The sequence below is a fragment of the Citrobacter sp. ANG330 genome (genome assembly GCF_047467925.1).
GTDB classification, from domain to species: Bacteria; Pseudomonadota; Gammaproteobacteria; order Enterobacterales; family Enterobacteriaceae; genus Citrobacter_A; species Citrobacter_A amalonaticus_G.
The window spans coordinates 188,291-207,079 of sequence record NZ_JASJUI010000002.1 but is presented as its reverse complement, the minus strand read 5'-3'; the positions used below and the strand labels follow the sequence as shown (position 1 = coordinate 207,079).

General features: G+C 53.2%; 20 protein-coding genes. 10 read left to right on the top strand and 10 right to left on the bottom strand.

From position 1 onward, the window contains the following. Positions 1-25 precede the first annotated feature (25 nt). Positions 26-886 (top strand): LysR substrate-binding domain-containing protein, encoded by an 861-nt coding sequence (locus QNN88_RS06725; RefSeq protein WP_414239522.1) that lies wholly within the window; start codon positions 26-28, stop codon positions 884-886. A 29-nt stretch (positions 887-915) separates the two neighbouring features. On the opposite strand, the gene uspF is transcribed toward QNN88_RS06725, so the two are convergent. Further along, a complete protein-coding gene (gene uspF, locus QNN88_RS06720; RefSeq protein WP_414239521.1) occupies positions 916-1,344 on the bottom strand; it encodes a universal stress protein UspF in 429 nt (142 codons plus the stop codon). 164 nt (positions 1,345-1,508) lie between these two features. On the opposite strand from uspF, the gene zinT reads away from it, so the two are divergent. Both zinT and QNN88_RS06710 read left to right on the top strand, forming a co-directional pair. Continuing rightward, positions 1,509-2,159 carry a metal-binding protein ZinT gene (gene zinT / locus QNN88_RS06715; protein WP_414239520.1) on the top strand — a complete coding sequence of 217 codons (651 nt, stop codon included), beginning with the start codon at positions 1,509-1,511 and terminating at the stop codon, positions 2,157-2,159. Positions 2,160-2,245: 86 nt separating this feature from the next. Then, positions 2,246-3,046, top strand: coding sequence for an aminoglycoside adenylyltransferase family protein (locus QNN88_RS06710; protein ID WP_414239519.1), 801 nt, complete (start codon positions 2,246-2,248; stop codon positions 3,044-3,046). Between the two features lie 103 nt (positions 3,047-3,149). On the opposite strand, the gene minE is transcribed toward QNN88_RS06710, so the two are convergent. Genes minE through minC form a run of 3 tightly spaced genes read right to left on the bottom strand, consistent with a single transcriptional unit; the run spans position 3,150 to position 4,963 of the window. Further along, positions 3,150-3,416, bottom strand: coding sequence for a cell division topological specificity factor MinE (minE, locus tag QNN88_RS06705; protein ID WP_001185666.1), 267 nt, complete (start codon positions 3,414-3,416; stop codon positions 3,150-3,152). A 3-nt stretch (positions 3,417-3,419) separates the two neighbouring features. After that, positions 3,420-4,232 (bottom strand): septum site-determining protein MinD, encoded by an 813-nt coding sequence (gene minD, locus QNN88_RS06700; RefSeq protein WP_043000437.1) that lies wholly within the window; start codon positions 4,230-4,232, stop codon positions 3,420-3,422. Between the two features lie 23 nt (positions 4,233-4,255). Next, a complete protein-coding gene (gene minC / locus QNN88_RS06695; protein WP_414239518.1) occupies positions 4,256-4,963 on the bottom strand; it encodes a septum site-determining protein MinC in 708 nt (235 codons plus the stop codon). A 126-nt stretch (positions 4,964-5,089) separates the two neighbouring features. Between minC and QNN88_RS06690 the strand changes: the two genes are divergently transcribed. The 3 genes from QNN88_RS06690 to QNN88_RS06680 all read left to right on the top strand — a co-directional run bounded on the left by QNN88_RS06690 (position 5,090) and on the right by QNN88_RS06680 (position 6,650). Then, positions 5,090-5,383, top strand: coding sequence for a YcgL domain-containing protein (locus QNN88_RS06690; RefSeq protein WP_043000439.1), 294 nt, complete (start codon positions 5,090-5,092; stop codon positions 5,381-5,383). Between the two features lie 68 nt (positions 5,384-5,451). After that, entirely contained in the window at positions 5,452-6,111 is a 660-nt protein-coding gene (locus QNN88_RS06685; RefSeq protein WP_414239517.1) for a fumarylacetoacetate hydrolase family protein, read from the top strand. 92 nt (positions 6,112-6,203) lie between these two features. Beyond that, positions 6,204-6,650 (top strand): YcgN family cysteine cluster protein, encoded by a 447-nt coding sequence (locus QNN88_RS06680; RefSeq protein ID WP_414239516.1) that lies wholly within the window; start codon positions 6,204-6,206, stop codon positions 6,648-6,650. A gap of 222 nt (positions 6,651-6,872) precedes the next feature. Here QNN88_RS06680 and dsbB read toward each other — a convergent pair whose 3' ends face one another. Next, entirely contained in the window at positions 6,873-7,403 is a 531-nt protein-coding gene (gene dsbB, locus QNN88_RS06675; RefSeq protein WP_414239515.1) for a disulfide bond formation protein DsbB, read from the bottom strand. A gap of 141 nt (positions 7,404-7,544) precedes the next feature. Continuing rightward, positions 7,545-9,089 carry a Na(+)/H(+) antiporter NhaB gene (nhaB, locus tag QNN88_RS06670; RefSeq protein WP_414239514.1) on the bottom strand — a complete coding sequence of 515 codons (1,545 nt, stop codon included), beginning with the start codon at positions 9,087-9,089 and terminating at the stop codon, positions 7,545-7,547. A gap of 222 nt (positions 9,090-9,311) precedes the next feature. Here nhaB and fadR point away from each other — a divergent pair, with 222 nt between their 5' ends. Further along, positions 9,312-10,031 carry a fatty acid metabolism transcriptional regulator FadR gene (gene fadR / locus QNN88_RS06665; RefSeq protein ID WP_414239513.1) on the top strand — a complete coding sequence of 240 codons (720 nt, stop codon included), beginning with the start codon at positions 9,312-9,314 and terminating at the stop codon, positions 10,029-10,031. A 34-nt stretch (positions 10,032-10,065) separates the two neighbouring features. On the opposite strand, the gene QNN88_RS06660 is transcribed toward fadR, so the two are convergent. Further along, positions 10,066-11,598, bottom strand: coding sequence for a SpoVR family protein (locus QNN88_RS06660; protein WP_414239512.1), 1,533 nt, complete (start codon positions 11,596-11,598; stop codon positions 10,066-10,068). 322 nt (positions 11,599-11,920) lie between these two features. Here QNN88_RS06660 and QNN88_RS06655 point away from each other — a divergent pair, with 322 nt between their 5' ends. Both QNN88_RS06655 and dadX read left to right on the top strand, forming a co-directional pair. Next, the gene (locus QNN88_RS06655) at positions 11,921-13,219 is read left to right on the top strand and encodes a D-amino acid dehydrogenase (protein WP_414239511.1); all 1,299 of its coding nucleotides are present in this window, start codon (positions 11,921-11,923) and stop codon (positions 13,217-13,219) included. A 12-nt stretch (positions 13,220-13,231) separates the two neighbouring features. Further along, positions 13,232-14,302, top strand: coding sequence for a catabolic alanine racemase DadX (gene dadX / locus QNN88_RS06650; protein ID WP_414239510.1), 1,071 nt, complete (start codon positions 13,232-13,234; stop codon positions 14,300-14,302). 110 nt (positions 14,303-14,412) lie between these two features. On the opposite strand, the gene QNN88_RS06645 is transcribed toward dadX, so the two are convergent. Both QNN88_RS06645 and ldcA read right to left on the bottom strand, forming a co-directional pair. Next, positions 14,413-16,149: a potassium/proton antiporter gene (locus QNN88_RS06645; protein ID WP_414239509.1), complete on the bottom strand. Its 1,737-nt coding sequence runs from the start codon at positions 16,147-16,149 to the stop codon at positions 14,413-14,415. Between the two features lie 97 nt (positions 16,150-16,246). Then, positions 16,247-17,161: a muramoyltetrapeptide carboxypeptidase gene (gene ldcA, locus QNN88_RS06640; protein WP_414239508.1), complete on the bottom strand. Its 915-nt coding sequence runs from the start codon at positions 17,159-17,161 to the stop codon at positions 16,247-16,249. Positions 17,162-17,299: 138 nt separating this feature from the next. On the opposite strand from ldcA, the gene emtA reads away from it, so the two are divergent. Next, on the top strand, positions 17,300-17,911 hold the full coding sequence (emtA, locus tag QNN88_RS06635) for a membrane-bound lytic murein transglycosylase EmtA (RefSeq protein WP_195293670.1): 612 nt from the start codon (positions 17,300-17,302) through the stop codon (positions 17,909-17,911). Here emtA and ycgR read toward each other — a convergent pair whose 3' ends face one another. Beyond that, entirely contained in the window at positions 17,912-18,646 is a 735-nt protein-coding gene (ycgR, locus tag QNN88_RS06630) for a flagellar brake protein YcgR (RefSeq protein WP_414239507.1), read from the bottom strand. Positions 18,647-18,789 lie beyond the last annotated feature (143 nt).

Here is an 18,789-nt window from a genome sequence, read left to right as displayed (position 1 = left end):
AAAGAAAATCTTATGAGTCTTTATTATGCGCTCTAATCTTCCGCTTAATGCCCTACGGGCCTTTGAGGCTTCGGCTCGCCATTTGAGTTTCACTCGTGCGGCACTGGAACTTTGTGTCACGCAGGCCGCCGTCAGCCAGCAGGTGCGTATTCTGGAAGATCGCCTGAACAGAGTGCTGTTTAAACGTCTCCCCAGAGGGCTGGAGATGACGGATGAGGCGCAGGCGCTGTTTGCCGTCCTGACCGACGCTTTTAGCCAAATCGATACTATTTTCCGTCAGTTTGAGGGCGGAGAGTATCGTGAAGTGCTTACGGTCGCTGCGGTCGGTACTTTTGCCGTTGGCTGGTTACTGCCGCGTATTGAGCAATTCCGCCAGGCGCATCCGTTCGTTGAGTTACGCTTGCGCACAAATAACAATGTTGTGAATCTGGCGGCAGAGGGGCTGGATTTCGCCATTCGCTTTGGCAGCGGCCAGTGGCCTGCAACCCATAACGAAATATTGTGTGATGCCCCGCTGACCGTCCTGTGTACGCCAGAGACCGCGCAACGGCTTAATCATCCAGCCGATCTCCTGCAAGAGAATCTTCTGCGTTCATATCGGGCAGATGAGTGGGATAGCTGGTTTGCGGCTGCTGGCGTGTCGGCAGAGCGGATCAATGGCGCCGTTTTTGATTCCTCACGCCTGATGATTGAAACGGTCATTCATACCGGCGGCGCGGCACTGGTTCCGGCAATGATGTTTGCCAGAGAACTAACGGCCGGACTACTCGTTCGCCCCTTCGCGATTGAGATCAATATGGGCAGTTACTGGCTCACCCACCTGAAGTCAAAACCGATGACACCCGCGATGGATATTTTCCGCGACTGGATCGTGAAAATGACATGAACGGGAGCCAGCAGGCTCCCGTTTGCGGCTCAGCGAACGACCAGAACCGGACAGTGCGCGTGGCGCACGACGGCTGCGGCGGTAGAACCCAGCAGGTATGTAGAGATCCCGGGCCGGTGTGATGCGATGATCACCAGGTCAGCACTGACGGAATCCGCCAGTTTCAGGATCTGATCTTTAGGGGGGCCGTATACCACATGCTGCTGTATCCGACCTTCAGGGATATCGAATTGTTTCACAATCTCGTTGAGTTTTTGCGATGCTTTCGTCTGCAGCCCATTTTTATCCGGGAGTTCGCCAGAGTAAGCGAGCCCCAGGGAGGCATAAAAGGGGACTGAGGGAATGACCGCCAGGAAATGGACTTTCGCCGTTTTAGCGTGGGTTTTAACCTGAGGAATAAGTTGCCGGGTGAGATCGGCTTCTGAGATATCAATGGGTACCAGAACAGAACGATACATAGTCATTACCTCCTGTTTTTTGTCTCCGGTTTCAGTATATCGAATCTCTTTTTTGCATAAAAAGTGACCAGATCAAGTTTCCTTCATTTACGTCAACGGTGTTGAATAAATTGCATTGTTATAATATAACATTTCATCTTATTCATCTGATTGAGGGTACGACGTTGGCAATTCATTGGAAAAAATTATCTGTTTCTCTGGGAATGTTGTGGTTTAGCAGTTATGCCTTCGCCCACGGCGATCACGCGCATGGCGTGCCGTTGACGGAGATGGAACAGAAAGCGGCGGAAGGCGAATTTGCAGATAGCAATGTTAAGGACAGGGCGCTTACCGACTGGGATGGTATGTGGCAATCCGTATATCCGTATCTGGTTAGCGGTGAGCTGGATCCGGTTTTTAAACAGAAGGCAGAAAAGGGTAAGGGCAAAACGGCAGAGGAGGTGAAAGCCTATTACCGGAAAGGCTATGCGACGGACGTTGATACCATTGGCATCGAAAATGGCGTGATGGAGTTTCATACCGGTAAGCAGGTGGCCTCCTGCCAGTATGACTACGCCGGGTACAAGATCCTGACCTACACCTCAGGGAAAAAAGGAGTGCGTTATCTGTTTGAATGCAAAGACGCAAACAGTAAAGCACCGAAGTTTGTGCAGTTCAGCGATCATATCATTGCGCCGCGGGCGTCGGCCCACTTCCATATTTTTATGGGCAATACCTCACAACAGGCACTACTGGAAGAAATGGACAACTGGCCAACCTACTATCCTTATCAGCTCAAGGCGCAGGCCGTGGTGGACGAAATGCTGCACCACTAAATTCAGGCTCAGCTCGCTGCTTGTCGGCGGGCTTCCTGTCGCGCTAAGGTGACTCCAGGCAGAAATGGTATGTTGACGGTGAGGCAATGACATTGAGGATTGCGGATACCCTTAGGGAACAACTGGAAAAGGTGAAAGCCATCATTGAACGGATCCTTGAAGAGGATCTGTTGGCCATTCATTTGTACGGTTCTGCCGTTGAGGGTGGGTTAAAACCGCACAGCGATATTGATTTGCTGGTCACCACGCGTGTGCCGCTGACGACGGCAAAGCGAGAAGCGCTGATGCAGGAACTCCTGTCGGTGTCAGCCTGGCCTGGCACGTCGACGCTCTGGCGGGCGCTTGAGGTGACGGTTGTGGTGCATGCTGATGTGGTACCCTGGCGTTTTCCTCCCCGACGAGAAATGCAGTTTGGCGAGTGGTTACGCGAGGATATTCAGGCGGGGAAGTATGAACCGGTACAGCAGGATAGCGATCTGGCGATTTTATTGACCCAGGCACGTCATGCCAGCATAGCCCTGACCGGCGAGCGCGCGGATTCGCTTTTTGAGCCGGTGCCGCAAAGCGACATTCGGGAGACGTTCCGTCAGACGCTGATGCTCTGGCAGGACAGCTGGGATTTGCAGGGCGACGAGCGCAATATCATGTTGACCCTGGCGCGCATCTGGTACAGCGTGGCGACAGGCGGTTTTACCGCGAAAGACCGCGCTGCTGACTGGTTAATGCCTTATCTCCCGGATGAACACGCTTCTCTACTTGCGACCGCACGGCTCGACTATCTGGGGCAGGTAAGCGTTGACTGGGCAAAGATTATGCCCGCCGTCTCGCGCTTTGTCTGCTATGCAAAAGCGAAAATAGCCGAACAGTTATCGCTCGTGGATAAGTGACAACCTGTTTCAGACATCGTGATTCCCGCAACAGGAAAATGGCTGATAATAATAAAGGCAGATCGCTCTGCCTTTTTTTCCAGGAATTATCTCACTAAAGCGTTTATTTCGACTCTTCAGCTTCCGGCAAGGTAACGTTAAGTTCAAGAATGGAAATATCACCGTCTTTTTGTTCAAGCTGAACGGTGACCATTTCCGGATCAATTTGTACGTACTTACAAATGACTTCAAGAATATCTTTACGTAACTGCGGTAAATAATGTGGCTCGGCGTCACTACGACGACGCTCGGCGACAATAATCTGTAATCGCTCTTTCGCGATGTTCGCTGTACTCTTTTTCCGCGAGAGAAAAAAATCCAGTAATGCCATAACTTATCCTCCGAACAGGCGTTTGAGGAAACCTTTCTTCTCTTCGTCAATGAAGCGGAAAGGACGTTCTTCTCCCAACAGACGGTCTACCGTATCGGCATACGCTTTACCTGCGTCTGCATTGATGTCCAGAATGACCGGTTCGCCCTGGTTAGAGGCGCGCAGAACAGACTGATCTTCCGGGATAACTCCGACGAGTTTAATGCGCAGGATCTCCAGCACATCTTCCATACTGAGCATGTCGCCACGGTTAACACGGCCTGGGTTGTAGCGCGTCAACAGCAGATGTTCTTTAATCGGATCTTCACCGTTTTCGGCACGGCGAGATTTAGACGCCAGAATCCCCAGGATACGGTCAGAGTCGCGTACCGAGGAGACTTCCGGGTTGGTGGTGATAATCGCTTCGTCGGCGAAATAGAGCGCCATCAGCGCGCCGGTTTCAATCCCCGCAGGGGAGTCGCAAACGATAAATTCGAAATCCATTGCTTTCAGATCGTCGAGAACTTTTGCAACGCCTTCGCGCGTTAATGCGTCTTTATCGCGCGTCTGAGAGGCCGGAAGAATGAAGAGATTCTCAGTACGCTTGTCCTTGATGAGCGCCTGATTGAGCGACGCATCGCCCTGAATGACGTTGACGAAATCATAAACAACCCGACGTTCACACCCCATGATCAGATCGAGGTTACGCAGGCCGATATCAAAATCAATAACGACAGTTTTCTTTCCCTTCTGGGCCAAACCAGTAGCGATGGCCGCGCTGGAGGTGGTTTTGCCAACGCCCCCTTTACCCGAAGTAACTACAATAATGCGTGCCATAGAAATTCCTTGTTAAAAAGGGATCAATTCAACGGTTGAACTGTCAAAGCGTTATCTGCCAACTGCAGACGTGCCGCTTTGCCATAAAATTCTGCTGGGATTTTATCACTCAGCCAGTAAACACCTGCAATAGACACCAGCTCTGCCGTCAGATGGGTACAGAAAATTTGCGCATCACGGTCGCCACTTGCGCCCGCCAGCGCGCGGCCTCTCATCATGCCATAGACATGAATATTGCCATCGGCGATCAGCTCAGCGCCAGCACTGACGTGACTTGTAACAATCAGATCACATTGTGGTGCATAAATGCGTTGACCGGAACGAACCGGTATATCAATAAATCGCGTTTTTGTGACGGGAGTAGCGTTTTGCGCTACAGCGGCGGGAGCAACGGGTTCTGACGGCGCACAGCGGACCACTTTCTCTTTACCTTCAGTGAGTAAAGGAAGGCCCATCTGGTCGATTTCGGCTTTCAGTCGGGCATCTTTGCAACCGCTGACGCCAATAATACGCAACCCCGTCGACGCCACGATCTTCTGCAACTGCGGCCAGTTCACCGGCGCGTCAAGATTACTGACATTCACGACCACAGGAGCATGTTTTAAAAAAGCAGGAGCCTGAGCGATTTTGTCTTCTAACGCCTGACGAATAACCTCGGGTTCTGCTTCATGTAAATGAACCACTGATAAGGTGAAGCTACTGCCTTTAAGTTCGATGGGCGTGTTTGACATCCTGGCCTTACTCAATTTGCTATTTATCATCCCCGGTGTGGAGTGATATTCCGAAGTCCAGAAGGCATGTTATAGTCACTATTATATTGAGGCAAGTCGCCATCCGTTTAATTCAGAGTAAAAAGTATGTTTTGTGTGATCTACAGAAGTGCTAAGCGTGACCAGACCTATTTATATGTCGAAAAAAAAGACGATTTCTCACGTGTGCCTGAAGAACTGATGAAAGGATTTGGTCAGCCGCAGCTGGCAATGATATTGCCGCTGGATGGCAGCAAAAAGTTAGTTAACGCCTCGCTGGATAAAGTTAAACAAGCCTTAACGGAGCAGGGATATTATTTACAACTGCCTCCGCCGCCCGAAGATTTATTGAAGCAACATCGTTTCAACGCCTCACAGAACAATCCAGAAACCGATAAATAAACGGTGCCCGGCGTCATGCCTGTCGGTGCCATTCCTGAAGTCGACGATGACAAATTAGGGGAAAATGAATGTATCAACATCATAACTGGCAGGGTGCGCTGCTTGACTACCCGGTAAGTAAAGTGGTGTGCGTGGGCAGCAATTACGCCAACCACATAAAAGAAATGGGCAGCGTCACGCCGGATGAGCCGGTGCTGTTTATCAAGCCGGAAACCGCCCTGTGCGATTTGCGCCAGCCGCTGGTCATTCCGACGGATATGGGCTCGGTGCACCATGAAGTCGAACTGGCGGTGCTCATCGGCGCAACGCTGCGTCAGGCGACCGAAGAACATGTGCGTAAGGCTATCGCCGGATATGGCGTGGCGCTCGATCTGACGTTACGTGATATCCAGGGCAAAATGAAGAAGGCCGGGCAGCCGTGGGAGAAAGCGAAAGGATTCGATAACTCATGCCCGCTGTCCGGGTTTATTCCAACTGCGGAATTTAACGGCGATCCGCAGGCGACCCCCCTGGGGCTGACGGTCAATGGCGAGGTTCGCCAGCAGGGTACAACGGCGGATATGATCCATAAGATCGTCCCTTTAATCGCCTACATGAGCAAATTCTTTACGCTCAAAGCCGGCGATGTCGTGCTGACCGGCACGCCGGAAGGTGTCGGGCCGCTCGCCAGCGGCGACGAGCTGATGGTCAGTTTTAACGGTCACTCCCTGACGACCCGCGTCCTGTAACGCCTGCTTGCCGCCTTTTTAGGCGGCAAAACTTGCATCAGCGTGCCAGACTGGTTATAAGGTGCAGCTTTATAGCAATGGCGGATACCCTGATGAGCGATTTACCTTTCTGGCAACGTAAAACCCTGGATGAAATGACCGATGCCGAGTGGGAGTCGTTATGTGATGGCTGCGGTCAGTGCTGCCTGCATAAACTGATGGACGAAGACACCGACGAAATTTACTTCACCAACGTCGCCTGCCGCCAGCTCAACATCAAAACCTGCCAGTGTCGCAATTACGAACGTCGGTTCGAGTACGAGCCTGACTGCATCAAGTTAACGCGTGATAACCTGCCGACCTTTGAATGGCTGCCAATGACCTGCGCCTATCGGCTACTGGCGGAAGAGAAAGGGCTGCCGAAATGGCACCCGCTGCTGACGGGGTCGAAAGCGGCAATGCACGGCGAGCGAATTTCGGTACGTCATATTGCCGTGAAAGAGTCAGAAGTGCATGACTGGCAGGACCATATTTTAAACAAACCGTCATGGGCGGACTGAACTGCATGGTCTGATTTCAGGCTTACGGCAAAAAAACGCTCCCGGCAGGGAGCGTGAGGGTGATGACAAACCTCATCACTATACTGGACAAGCAGAGATCACCTTATTTAAAACCAGGAAAATCAATTGATTGATTTTCGGCTGATAACCACAAAGAAGGAAAAACCACGTTTTATCCTTCTTTGTCAGCAGTTAGACGCTCCCGGCAGGGAGCGTCTGAGATTAGCGACCAAACAGATCGCGTCTTTTCGGTTTAAGCGGCTGAGCAATCAGCACCAGAACCGCGACGACCAGATAGGCCACGAAAATGCCCAATAGCCATTGCGGCATTTCCAGCGACAAGAATTCCCACTGACGCTCAGCGCAATCACCAGAGGCGACAAACACCTGCGGCAACCATTTGTCCAGCGGCAACCAGCTCGGGAAGCGCGCCATAAAATCACATGTCATGAACGGAGAAGGATGCAACTGGATCATGGTGTGTTCCCATGTCAGTTGCACACCGCGCCATGCGCTGTAAATCCAGATAATCAGCGCTACATAACGCAGCGACGTTTTAGGCGCGATCGCACCCACCAGTCCGGCACCCATGATGCCAAACAGCGCACAGCGCTCATAAATGCACAGTACACACGGCTTAAGCAGCATAACGTGCTGAAACCACAGCGCGACAAGTTCAAGCGCCAGGGCAGTAAAAGCCATCAATAACCAGGCGCCGCGACCCCGTGAGCACTGGTTTAAATATCGCAACATAATCATTTCCCTGCAACATGCGTAGACACGGCAGTGTAAACCAATTCGATCACAGCGCCACCAGGAGAAACTTAAATATTGTGTAATTGGATAAATATCACGCAAAAAGGCAAACCGGGCAGTGAAATGCCCGGTAAGTTGTTATGAAAGTGTAGCTAACCAACCGGTTTGCATCATCCACTCGGTCATCGGCGTCAGGGTAAATTCAACGCACAGCAGACCGACCAGTGTCAGTACAATGGTATAGGGCAGCGCCATCCAGACCATCCGACCATAGGAGAGACGAATCAGCGGCGCCAGTGCGGAGGTGAGCAGGAACAGGAATGCCGCCTGACCGTTTGGCGTCGCGACGGACGGCAGGTTCGTCCCGGTGTTGATCGCAACGGCTAACAGCTCGTACTGCTGCAGGGAGATCGCGCCGCTTTCCATGGCCGCTTTGGCCTCGTTAATGTAGATAGTACCGACGAAGACATTGTCCGAGATTGACGAGAGCAGACCGTTGAAGAGATAGAACAGCGTCAGCTGCGCGTGCTCTGATGCCTGCAACACATACTGAATAATCGGCGAAAAGAGATGCTGATCGATGATCACCGCGACAATGGAGAAAAAGACCGTCAGAAGCGCAGTGAATGGCAGAGATTCGGTGAACGCTTTGCCGATCGCATGCTCATCAGTCACGCCGGTCAGCGACGTGGCGAGGATAATCACAGAGAGGCCAATCAGACCCACTTCCGCCAGATGCAGCGCCAGGGCAATCACCAGCCAGACGCCGATTATCGCCTGCACAATCAGTTTGACTCTGTCCTGACGGGAACGCTGATGGCGGCTCTGATCGTCAAACTGCTGCAATACGTCACGCACTTTTTCCGGCAACGTTTCGCCGTAGCCAAACCAGCGCATTTTTTCCACCAGCACGCAGGTGAGCAGGCCACAAATCAGCACCGGAATGGTGACCGGGGACATCCGCAGGAAGAAATCACCGAAGTGCCAGCCAGCGGCTTTGGCAATAATCAGGTTCTGCGGTTCCCCCACCATCGTCATCACACCACCCAGTGCGGTGCCGACCCCGGCATGCATCATCAGGCTACGCAGGAAGCCCCGGAACTGCTCAAGCACAGTTTTGTAGTGTTGATCAATATGGCTGTCATCCAGGATGTCGCTATCATCGCCGCGGGAAGAGGCCACGCGGTGATAAATGCCGTAGAATCCGACAGCGACGCTTATCACCACTGCGACCACGGTCAGCGCGTCCAGGAAGGCGGAGAGAAACGCCGCCGCCACACAAAACGCCAGCGACAGTAGGGTTTTGGAACGAATGCTCAGCAGCAGCCGGGTAAAGATAAACAGCAGTAACTGCTTCATGAAATAAATGCCCGCGACCATAAACATCAGCAGCAGCAAGACTTCAAGATTGTTTGCCACCTCTTCGCGAACGTGCGCGGCGCTGGTCATCCCAATAATAACCGCTTCGATGGCCAGCAAACCGCCCGGCAGCAGCGGGTAACACTTCAGGGCCATCGCCAGCGTGAAGATGAATTCGGCTACCAGCAGCCAGCCGGCGACAAACGGATTGATAATGAAAATCAGCGGGTTAACTATCAGGAAGATCAGTAGTGCGAGTTTGTACCAGTCAGGGGACTGACCTAAAAAATTGCGCCAGATGGCACGGCCCCATGAGAGTTCCATTATGGTTTCCCTTACCTTATTTATTGAAATGATGTTTTTATGGTTAGCCACAAAGAGTAACGGTCAGTCTGAAAGCAGGCAAGCCTTTACCCCTCAACAGTTTGTGTTATCAAGAAAATGAAGCCTTGATCCCCTTTTTCTTCATTGCGTCTGCTATCGGGCGTGAAACCCGTCTGGTATGATGAGTGTAACTATGTTTTGCTGTGTAATGGAAATCTCACTATGGTCATTAAGGCGCAGAGCCCGGCGGGTTTCGCGGAAGAGTATATCATTGAAAGTATCTGGAATAACCGCTTCCCTCCTGGCACTATCCTGCCTGCAGAACGAGAACTCTCTGAGCTTATCGGAGTGACGCGTACCACGTTACGTGAAGTGCTGCAGCGTCTGGCGCGAGACGGTTGGTTGACTATTCAACATGGCAAACCGACGAAGGTGAATAACTTCTGGGAAACGTCCGGGCTTAATATTCTTGAAACGCTGGCGCGTCTCGATCATGAAAGCGTTCCGCAACTGATTGATAATCTGCTGTCGGTGCGCACCAACATCTCCACCATCTTCATTCGCACCGCGTTTCGTCAGCATCCCGATAAAGCGCAGGAAGTGCTGGCGACCGCGCAGGAAGTGGCCGATCACGCCGATGCGTTTGCCGATCTTGATTACAACATTTTCCGTGGTCTGGCGTTTGCCTCAGGCAACCCGATTTATGGCCTGATCCTGAACGGGATGAAAGGGCTGTATACCCGCATTGGCCGTCACTACTTTGCCAATCCGGAAGCGCGTAGCCTGGCACTGGGTTTCTATCATAAACTGTCGCAACTGTGTCTGGAGGGCGCGCACGATCAGGTGTACGAAACGGTGCGTCGTTATGGACATGACAGTGGTGAAATCTGGCACAGAATGCAGAAAAACCTGCCTGGTGATTTAGCCATTCAGGGCCGCTAAAAATGGACCCCCTCATCATGAGGGGGTTCTTGTATTACAGGCTGTTCATCCTGGGAGGACAGCGCTCCAGCAGTTCTATGCTTCCGTCCTCGTTTTGCTGTTCCAGCATCACATCAAATCCCCACAGCCGATGCACATGCTTGAGCACCTCTTTGCGGCCTTTATCCAGCGGCGCGCGATTATGCGGGATATAGCGCAGGGTAAGGGAACGATCGCCCCGCAGATCCACGTTCCAGACCTGAATATTCGGCTCTACATTGCTCAGATTATATTGTGACGAGAGGCGGTTACGGATTTCACGGTAGCCTTCTTCGTTATGAATGGCGGAGATCTCCAGATAGTTATGGCGGTCGTCATCCAGCACCGTGAAGAGACGGAAATCACGCATCACCTTCGGCGACAGGAACTGGCTGATGAAACTCTCATCTTTGAAGTCACGCATGGCAAAATGCAGCGTTTCCAGCCAGTCAGAACCGGCGATATCCGGGAACCAGTATTTATCTTCTTCCGTCGGCGACTGGCAAATCCGCTTGATGTCCTGGAACATGGCGAAACCCAACGCGTACGGGTTAATGCCACTGTACCACGGGCTGTTGTAAGGCGGCTGAAACACCACATTGGTATGGCTGTGCAAAAACTCCAGCATAAAGCGTTCAGTGACTTTTCCTTCGTCATACAGGTGGTTCAGGATGGTGTAATGCCAGAAGGTGGCCCAGCCTTCGTTCATCACCTGCGTCTGTTTTTGCGGATAGAAATACTGGCTGACTTTGCGCACAATGCGCAGGATTTCACGCTGCCATGACTCCAGCAGCGGGGCATTTTTTTCCATAAAGTAGAGCAGGTTTTCCTGTGGCTCGGAAGGATAACGCCGCGCTTCGGCAATCGTCTTCTCTTCCTCTTTCTTTGGCAGCGTACGCCACAGCATGTTCACCTGGCTTTGCAGATACTCTTCGCGGCTCTGTTGGCGGGCCTTCTCTTCCTGCAACGAGATTTTCTGTGGGCGTTTATAGCGGTCAACGCCGTAGTTCATCAGCGCGTGGCAGGAGTCGAGCAATCGCTCAACCTCATCCACACCGTATCGCTCTTCGCACTGGGTTATGTAGTTACGTGCGAAAATCAGGTAATCAACAATGGAACTGGCGTCCGTCCAGCTACGGAACAGATAGTTGTTTTTGAAGAAGGAGTTATGTCCATAACAGGCGTGCGCCATCACCAGCGCCTGCATGGTAATGGTGTTCTCCTCCATCAGATAGGCGATACACGGGTTAGAGTTGATGACAATCTCGTAGGCCAGTCCTTGCTGACCGTGCTTATACAGCCGTTCGGTCTCAATGAATTTTTTGCCAAACGACCAGTGAGGATAGTTAATCGGCATCCCGACGCTGGAGTAGGCATCCATCATCTGCTCGGAGGTGATGACCTCAATCTGGTGCGGGTAGGTGTCCAGTCTGTAGAGTTTTGCCACCCGGTCAATTTCGGCCAGATAGACATCCAGCAGATCAAACGTCCAGTCGGGTCCATCGCTCAACCGTGTGGTGTCCTTGTTCATGGAATCAATCGTAGCCATTCGCGCACCCTCATTGTTGGCGGCACTCTCTGTGTGGAGCACCTCATTTCAAGCATAGAACACCCGGTTAAAAACCGTGTCAGTGAAGAAATATTTTCTTTGGGATTTCCGCTGGTCAGCTCGCCAGATTTCGGGAATATGACGACATTTTATGCTGGATAAAAATAAGCCACAGCAGGAGATGCCAAAGCAGAGAGTTCAATGATCTGCCTGCTATCTGTGAAGTGTGTCACCATAAAAAAGCCATATGTTGAATAATATTTTCAACTGAGTTATCAAGATGTAATTAGATGATTGTTCTTTTACTGTTAACGGAGTGGCTATGCGAGTTGTCATACTGGGAAGTGGCGTCGTTGGCGTGACCAGCGCCTGGTATCTGAGTCAGGCTGGACATGATGTCACCGTCATCGATCGTGAACCGGGTCCGGCGCTGGAGACCAGCGCGGCGAATGCGGGGCAGATCTCTCCGGGCTATGCCGCGCCCTGGGCAGCACCAGGTGTCCCGTTGAAAGCGATTAAATGGATGTTCCAGCGCCATGCGCCGTTGGCGGTTCGTCTGGACGGCACACAGTTCCAGTTGAAGTGGATGTGGCAAATGCTGCGCAACTGCGACACCAGCCACTATATGGAAAACAAAGGGCGGATGGTGCGTCTGGCTGAATACAGCCGTGACTGTCTGAAAGCGCTGCGTGCGTCGACGGGTATCCAGTATGAAGGGCGGCAGGGCGGCACATTGCAACTGTTTCGCACCGAACAGCAGTATGAGAATGCCACGCGCGACATCGCCGTACTGGAAGACGCCGGCGTGCCGTATCAGTTGCTGGAAGCCAGTCGACTGGCGGAGGTTGAGCCTGCGCTGGCTGAAGTGGCGCACAAACTGACCGGTGGCTTACGTCTGCCGAATGACGAAACCGGCGATTGCCAGCTCTTTACCCAGCGTCTGGCGCAAATGGCCGAACAGGCGGGCGTCAAATTCCGCTTTAATACGCCAGTGGATAAACTGCTCTGCGAAGGTGAGCAGATTTATGGCGTGAAATGTGGTGATGAAATCATCAAAGCAGATGCGTACGTGATGGCGATGGGATCTTATTCCACGGCGATGTTGAAAGGGATTGTTGATATCCCGGTCTATCCGCTGAAAGGTTATTCGCTGACGATTCCGGTAGCGGAAGAGGATGGCGCGCCGGTTTCGACTATTCTTGATGAAACTTACAAAATCGCCATTACCCGTTTTGATCAGCGTATCCGCGTTGGCGGTATGGCGGAAATTGTCGGTTTCAATACGGAATTACTCGAGCCTCGTCGGGAAACGCTTGAGATGGTGGTACGCGATCTCTACCCGCGTGGGGGACATATTGAACAGGCGACGTTCTGGACCGGTCTGCGGCCGATGACGCCAGACGGAACGCCGGTCGTGGGGCGTACCCGCTTCAAAAATCTTTTGCTGAATACCGGACACGGAACGCTGGGATGGACGATGGCCTGCGGTTCAGGACAGTTGCTGAGCGATATTCTGTCGGGTCGCACGCCCGCCATTCCCTATGACGATCTGAGCGTGGCGCGTTACCGCGCAGACTTTACGCCTTCGCGTCCCCGGCATCTGCATGGCGCACATCACTAAGAAGGACGATAAATGACCCGCCCTATACTGGCCAGCATTGACCTGCAGGCGATGAAACAAAACCTGAGCATAGTGCGTCAGGCCGCACCGGACGCCCGCGTCTGGTCTGTAGTGAAAGCCAATGCTTATGGACACGGCATAGAACGAATCTGGAGTGCGCTCGGTAGCACCGACGGTTTTGCTCTCCTCAATCTGGAAGAGGCAGTTACCCTGCGTGAGCGCGGCTGGAAAGGGCCTGTCCTGATGCTGGAAGGTTTTTTCCACGCTGAAGATCTGGAACTGTACGATACCTGGCGTTTGACCACCTGCGTTCACAGTAACTGGCAACTCAAAGCGATTCAGAATGCAAAGCTAAAGGCGCCGCTGGATGTCTACGTGAAAGTCAACAGCGGCATGAACCGTCTGGGCTTTCTGCCGGATCGACTGCAAACGGTCTGGCAGCAACTGCGCGCGATGCCGAACGTCGGTGAAATGACTTTGATGTCGCACTTCGCCGACGCCGAGCATCCTGACGGGATCAACAATGCAATGGCGCGTATCGAGCAGGCAGCGGAAGGGCTGGAATGCCGTCGTTCACTGTCAAATTCTGCGGCCACGCTGTGGCATCCCGATGCGCACTTTGACTGGGTACGACCAGGCATTATTCTCTATGGCGCTTCGCCGTCAGGTCAGTGGCGTGATATCGCCAATACGGGGCTGAAACCGGTGATGTCGCTCAGCAGTGAAATCATTGGCGTCCAGACGCTGAAAGCGGGAGACCGCGTCGGTTACGGCGGGCGCTATACCGCCAGGGGCGAACAGCGTATTGGTATCGTGGCGGCAGGCTACGCGGACGGCTATCCACGCCATGCGCCGAGCGGTACGCCGGTGCTGGTGGACGGTGTGCGCACTACAACCGTAGGGACGGTGTCGATGGATATGCTGGCGGTTGATTTGACGCCATGCCCGCAGGCAGGCATCGGAACGCCGGTAGAACTGTGGGGGAAAGAGATCAAAATTGACGACGTGGCGCAATCAGCAGGAACGGTGGGTTATGAGCTGATGTGTTCACTGGCGCTGCGTGTGCCTGTTGTGACAGTGTAACTTAATGTATGTTGCCGGATGGCGACGCGATGCGCCTTATCCGGCCTACAGCAAACTCTACGCGGAGTCTTCAGTAGGCCGGATAAGCGTAGCGCCATCCGGCAGGGCCACTATTCTTCGTCTTCTTCCCCGGCGACGCGGACACCGACTTTACGCACCTGATTGTCCTCTTTTTCTGCGACCGTCCAGATCATGCCAGCAAATTCGACCTGGTCGCCAACAACCGGGGCGGCGCCCAGCAGTTGCTGAACAATTTCGCCCAGCGTTTGCTGCTTATCGCGATACTCTGCCCCATCTTCCAGACCATAAATCAGCGCCACATCGGCATACCTGGCACTGGCTTCCAGAATAAAGTCACCAAAGAAGCGCTGATCCAGCGCCACCGGAGGCGACTGGCTGAACAGCTTACCCAGTGCAGGGAGGTCACGTTCCCGGCCGATGACGCACAGCACGTCGCCCTCACGCAGACGGGTGCTGCCGGTAGGGTGAAACAGCTCATTGTCACGAAACAGCGCCGCAATACGCGTTTCCTGGGGCATATGCAGATCGCGCAGCGCCGCGCCGACGCACCATTTATCGGCGCTGAGCTGATAGATAAACTGCTCCCACGGATTGTCCGGATGAATATCCAGACCCACGCGTGAAACCGGCCAGCCGACGGGCGGAACCACCACCTTCGCTTTTTTCGCCGCCCAGGAGAGGGACGTCCCCTGCAACACCAGTGAAACCAGCACCACGAAGAAAGCGACATTAAAGAACAGGCGGGCGTTTTCCAGACCCGCCATCATCGGAAAGACGGCGAGGATGATTGGTACGGCGCCGCGCAGACCCACCCAACTGATGAACATGCGCTCACGCAGATTAAAACCGCGGAACGGCAGCAATCCAATAAACACCGAGAGAGGACGGGCAATGAAAATCATCCCGGCGGAGAGAATCAGAGCCGGAATGGCGATCGGCAGCAGGTCGGAAGGATTCACCAGCAGTCCGAGCACAAGGAACATGCCGATCTGTGCCAGCCAGGCCAGGCCGTCAAAGTTTTGCAAAATGCCATAGCGGTTGCGGATTGGGCGATTGCCCAGCAAAAAACCGCACAGATAGACCGCGAGAATCCCACTGCCTTCCAGCGCCGTGGTCAACGCAAACACCAGAATCCCGCCGCTCAGGGCTAACAGCGGGTAGAGTCCGGCGGGCAGGGAGATACGGTTAATCATCTGCTGCAGCAAATAGCCACCGCCTAATCCCAGCAAAATACCCAGGCCGAACTGCTGAACAATGTGCACTGCGAACATCCAGCTTAAGCCGGTTTCGTGCTGCTGAATCATCTCGATCAGCGTAATGGTCAGGAACACCGCCATCGGATCATTACTGCCGGATTCGATTTCCAGTGTTGCGCCGACACGCTCGTTCAGCCCTTTGCCGCCAAGCAGGGAAAAGACTGCCGCGGCATCTGTTGACCCCACAATGGCGCCAATTAACAGACCCTGAATCAGATCGAGATTAAACAACCAGGCGGCGATCATACCGGTTAAACCGGAGGTGATCAGGACGCCAACGGTCGCCAGTGAAAGCGCCGGGCCCAGCGCGACGCGAAACGAACTGGCTTGCGTACGCATCCCGCCATCAAGCAGGATAATCGCCAGCGCAAGGTTACTGACCATATAGGCAAAAGGATAATTATCGAACGGAATGCCGCCGACGCCATCGACGCCAGCCAGCATACCAATTGCCAGGAAGATAACCAGAATCGGAATGCCAAGGCGTGATGAAAATGAACTGAGTAAGATACTGCTGGTAACGAGGACGGACCCCAAAATGAAAAGACTGATTATTGCCGCGGCGTCCAACGTTCGGTTACTCCTCAATTACGCATTTTCTTATTTATTGACATTAACATATTAACGGCGACATACGGGCGTTACTTAGCCCCTGTGCCCGTTTTTTTTACGATTTAAGAAAGGGATGACCCGAGACGGTGAGCTGGGTGCCCGCTTGATCGTGTTGCAGCACAGCATGCGCACCTAACGCCAGCGTGACGGTTCGCTGCTCATGGCCAAAATCGAGTCCGGTAATCAGCGGAACAGACAGACGCTCACGTAAAAACGCATATACGGTGTTGAGATCGTAACCCGCATCATACTCATTCGGGGTGCTACCGCTAAAACTGCCCAGCACAATGGCGCTCTGCCGGTTCAATATACCGGCGTCAACCAGTTGCAATAACATGCGCTCGACGCGAAAAGGGTGCTCGTTAATGTCTTCCAGTACCAGAACACCGTTTTCTATTTTGGGCATCCACGGAGTGCCAATCAGCGAAATCAGCATCGCCAGATTACCGCCCCACAGCGTTCCTTCGGTGTGACACGCCGGGCCATCGCCGTTCCATTCCACCGTGTACTGCGCGTTGCGCAGCGCCTGCCAGAAATGGGTTTGCGTAAACGTATTCAGCTCCGGCGCGCCAAAATTTGCCGCCAGCATCGGACCGCTGAAAGTGATGACATTACCCAGCGCCAGCAGACCGCACTGAATTGCCGTAAAATCGCTGTGCCCGCAAATGAGTAGCGGATCCTGTCGTTGCCGGGCGATCAAGGCCTGCCAGTCGATGTGCCCCAGCAGGCGACTGGCACCATAGCCGCCGCGTACGGGCATCACAATCGTGTCGGTTGCCGTGAGCGTCGCAAGGCGGTTCACGTCCGCCAGACGCTCTGATTCCGTACCCGCAAAGCGTTGATCGCGGCGACTGATCACTGCCGTATTATCGACCTGGTGCCCCGCCTCCTGAAGGCGCTGGATACCAAGCAAAGCCGCGTGCTGATTGATGCAATAGCCCGAGGGGGCAATTAAGTGAAACCGGGACATGGCAATTCCTTGCTACAACAGAAACCAAATGTATATCATGCCGCCTATAGTAGAACGTTTTGCCGGATGGCGCTTTGCTAATCCAGCATACAACGGTGATTATAGTAACGAAGCGTTGCGGTGATAAGGACAGAAGACGTGAAATTGAGATGGTTTGCTTTTTTGATTGTGTTGCTTGCGGGTTGTAGTTCAAAACAAGATTATAAAAATCCGCCGTGGAACGCGGAAGTGCCGGTGAAGCGGGCCATGCAATGGATGCCGATCAGCGAAAAAGCCGGTGCGGCGTGGGGCGTTAGCCCACAATTGATTACGGCAATCATCGCGATTGAGTCAGGTGGAAATCCCAATGCCGTCAGTAAATCGAATGCAATAGGGCTGATGCAGCTGAAAGCGTCGACGTCAGGGCGCGATGTCTATCGTCGGATGGGCTGGAGCGGTGAACCCTCCACCAGCGAACTGAAAAATCCGGAACGTAATATTTCTATGGGGGCCGCCTACCTGAGTATTCTGGAGACGGGTCCGCTCGCTGGTATTGAGGATCCGCAGGTGATGCAGTACGCGCTGGTGGTCTCCTACGCAAACGGTGCGGGCGCGCTGCTGCGTACGTTCTCCTCTGACCGGAAAAAGGCGATTAACAAGATCAACGATCTCAGTGCCGACGAGTTTGTTGAGCACGTTGCCGATAACCATCCGGCCCCCCAGGCGCCGCGCTACATCTATAAATTGCAGCGTGCGCTGGATGCGATGTAATCAGCCGCGCACTTTGTTCGACCTCTCCCGTGCTTCGCGCTCAAGGGAAAAGATAATCCGCTGAAGTTCCCTCTCCGCCGCCGGGCCTACGTTGAGAAAACGAAAGCTCAGGCGGGGAGTGGAAATTGTTTCATTTTTCCCGTCAATCACTTTGCGTTCTGTCACAGAGATCAACTGTGCATCAAAGTGAAACAGGCCCCATTCCCCCATATCCAACGCCATCTGCGAAAAACGCATGCCTTCCGCGAGCCCTGGTGGCCTCGGACCTTCCAGCAGTGCGCCCATTCCGCCGAGAGAAAGATCGAACAAACGAAAACGCAGGGTGCTGTTATCCGGCATCTGCGCTGTACACCCGTAGGGAGGATGAAGCGGCGCGCTGATGCGAAAGTATTCCCGTCGCTGCACAAACCACAACGCCGGTGGAAGCGGGGTAATAAAGGCCGGAAGCTGCTGATATTCACCGCTCTGCAACTGCTCAAGGGTAAATTCGACCTTCGCACCCTGGGTTTCGGCAGTGATGGTAATATTGCGCGCCTTCTGCACGGCGAGGTTTTCGTTTTGCTGACTGCCAAAGTCCATCACCAGTCTTTGTGCCGAGACGTCAAGGATCTTGCTGATGAATTGCCCGCCGGACCAGGAAATGCGCAATGGCACCTGGTTACTGTTTACGTCGCGAAGAACGCCCAACACCGCTAACGGATTTTGCTTCAGGAACTGCTCATTATAATGACTCACGCGAAATGACCCCTGGATGCCTGACAGTCTATCGAACGTTTATCGGCAAGACGCAAAAGAACTTAATACAAACGCGTGATTTTTTTACCAAAGACAAATAATTCAGTCCCAAAGAAACAGCGAGGATCAAGGGGTTGCCTATA

Excerpts from the sequence above, each read along its gene's own strand:
- QNN88_RS06725 (WP_414239522.1), top strand. The coding sequence starts at position 26 with ATGCGCTCTAATCTTCCGCTTAATGCCCTACGGGCCTTTGAGGCTTCG.
- minD (WP_043000437.1), bottom strand. The coding sequence starts at position 4,232 with ATGGCACGCATTATTGTAGTTACTTCGGGTAAAGGGGGCGTTGGCAAA.
- dsbB (WP_414239515.1), bottom strand. The coding sequence starts at position 7,403 with ATGTTGCGATATTTAAACCAGTGCTCACGGGGTCGCGGCGCCTGGTTA.
- QNN88_RS06690 (WP_043000439.1), top strand. The coding sequence starts at position 5,090 with ATGTTTTGTGTGATCTACAGAAGTGCTAAGCGTGACCAGACCTATTTA.
- ldcA (WP_414239508.1), bottom strand. The coding sequence starts at position 17,161 with ATGTCCCGGTTTCACTTAATTGCCCCCTCGGGCTATTGCATCAATCAG.
- nhaB (WP_414239514.1), bottom strand. The coding sequence starts at position 9,089 with ATGGAACTCTCATGGGGCCGTGCCATCTGGCGCAATTTTTTAGGTCAG.
- QNN88_RS06660 (WP_414239512.1), bottom strand. The coding sequence starts at position 11,598 with ATGGCTACGATTGATTCCATGAACAAGGACACCACACGGTTGAGCGAT.
- QNN88_RS06685 (WP_414239517.1), top strand. The coding sequence starts at position 5,452 with ATGTATCAACATCATAACTGGCAGGGTGCGCTGCTTGACTACCCGGTA.
- uspF (WP_414239521.1), bottom strand. The coding sequence starts at position 1,344 with ATGTATCGTTCTGTTCTGGTACCCATTGATATCTCAGAAGCCGATCTC.
- QNN88_RS06710 (WP_414239519.1), top strand. The coding sequence starts at position 2,246 with ATGACATTGAGGATTGCGGATACCCTTAGGGAACAACTGGAAAAGGTG.
- minC (WP_414239518.1), bottom strand. The coding sequence starts at position 4,963 with ATGTCAAACACGCCCATCGAACTTAAAGGCAGTAGCTTCACCTTATCA.
- dadX (WP_414239510.1), top strand. The coding sequence starts at position 13,232 with ATGACCCGCCCTATACTGGCCAGCATTGACCTGCAGGCGATGAAACAA.
- minE (WP_001185666.1), bottom strand. The coding sequence starts at position 3,416 with ATGGCATTACTGGATTTTTTTCTCTCGCGGAAAAAGAGTACAGCGAAC.
- fadR (WP_414239513.1), top strand. The coding sequence starts at position 9,312 with ATGGTCATTAAGGCGCAGAGCCCGGCGGGTTTCGCGGAAGAGTATATC.
- QNN88_RS06655 (WP_414239511.1), top strand. The coding sequence starts at position 11,921 with ATGCGAGTTGTCATACTGGGAAGTGGCGTCGTTGGCGTGACCAGCGCC.
- QNN88_RS06680 (WP_414239516.1), top strand. The coding sequence starts at position 6,204 with ATGAGCGATTTACCTTTCTGGCAACGTAAAACCCTGGATGAAATGACC.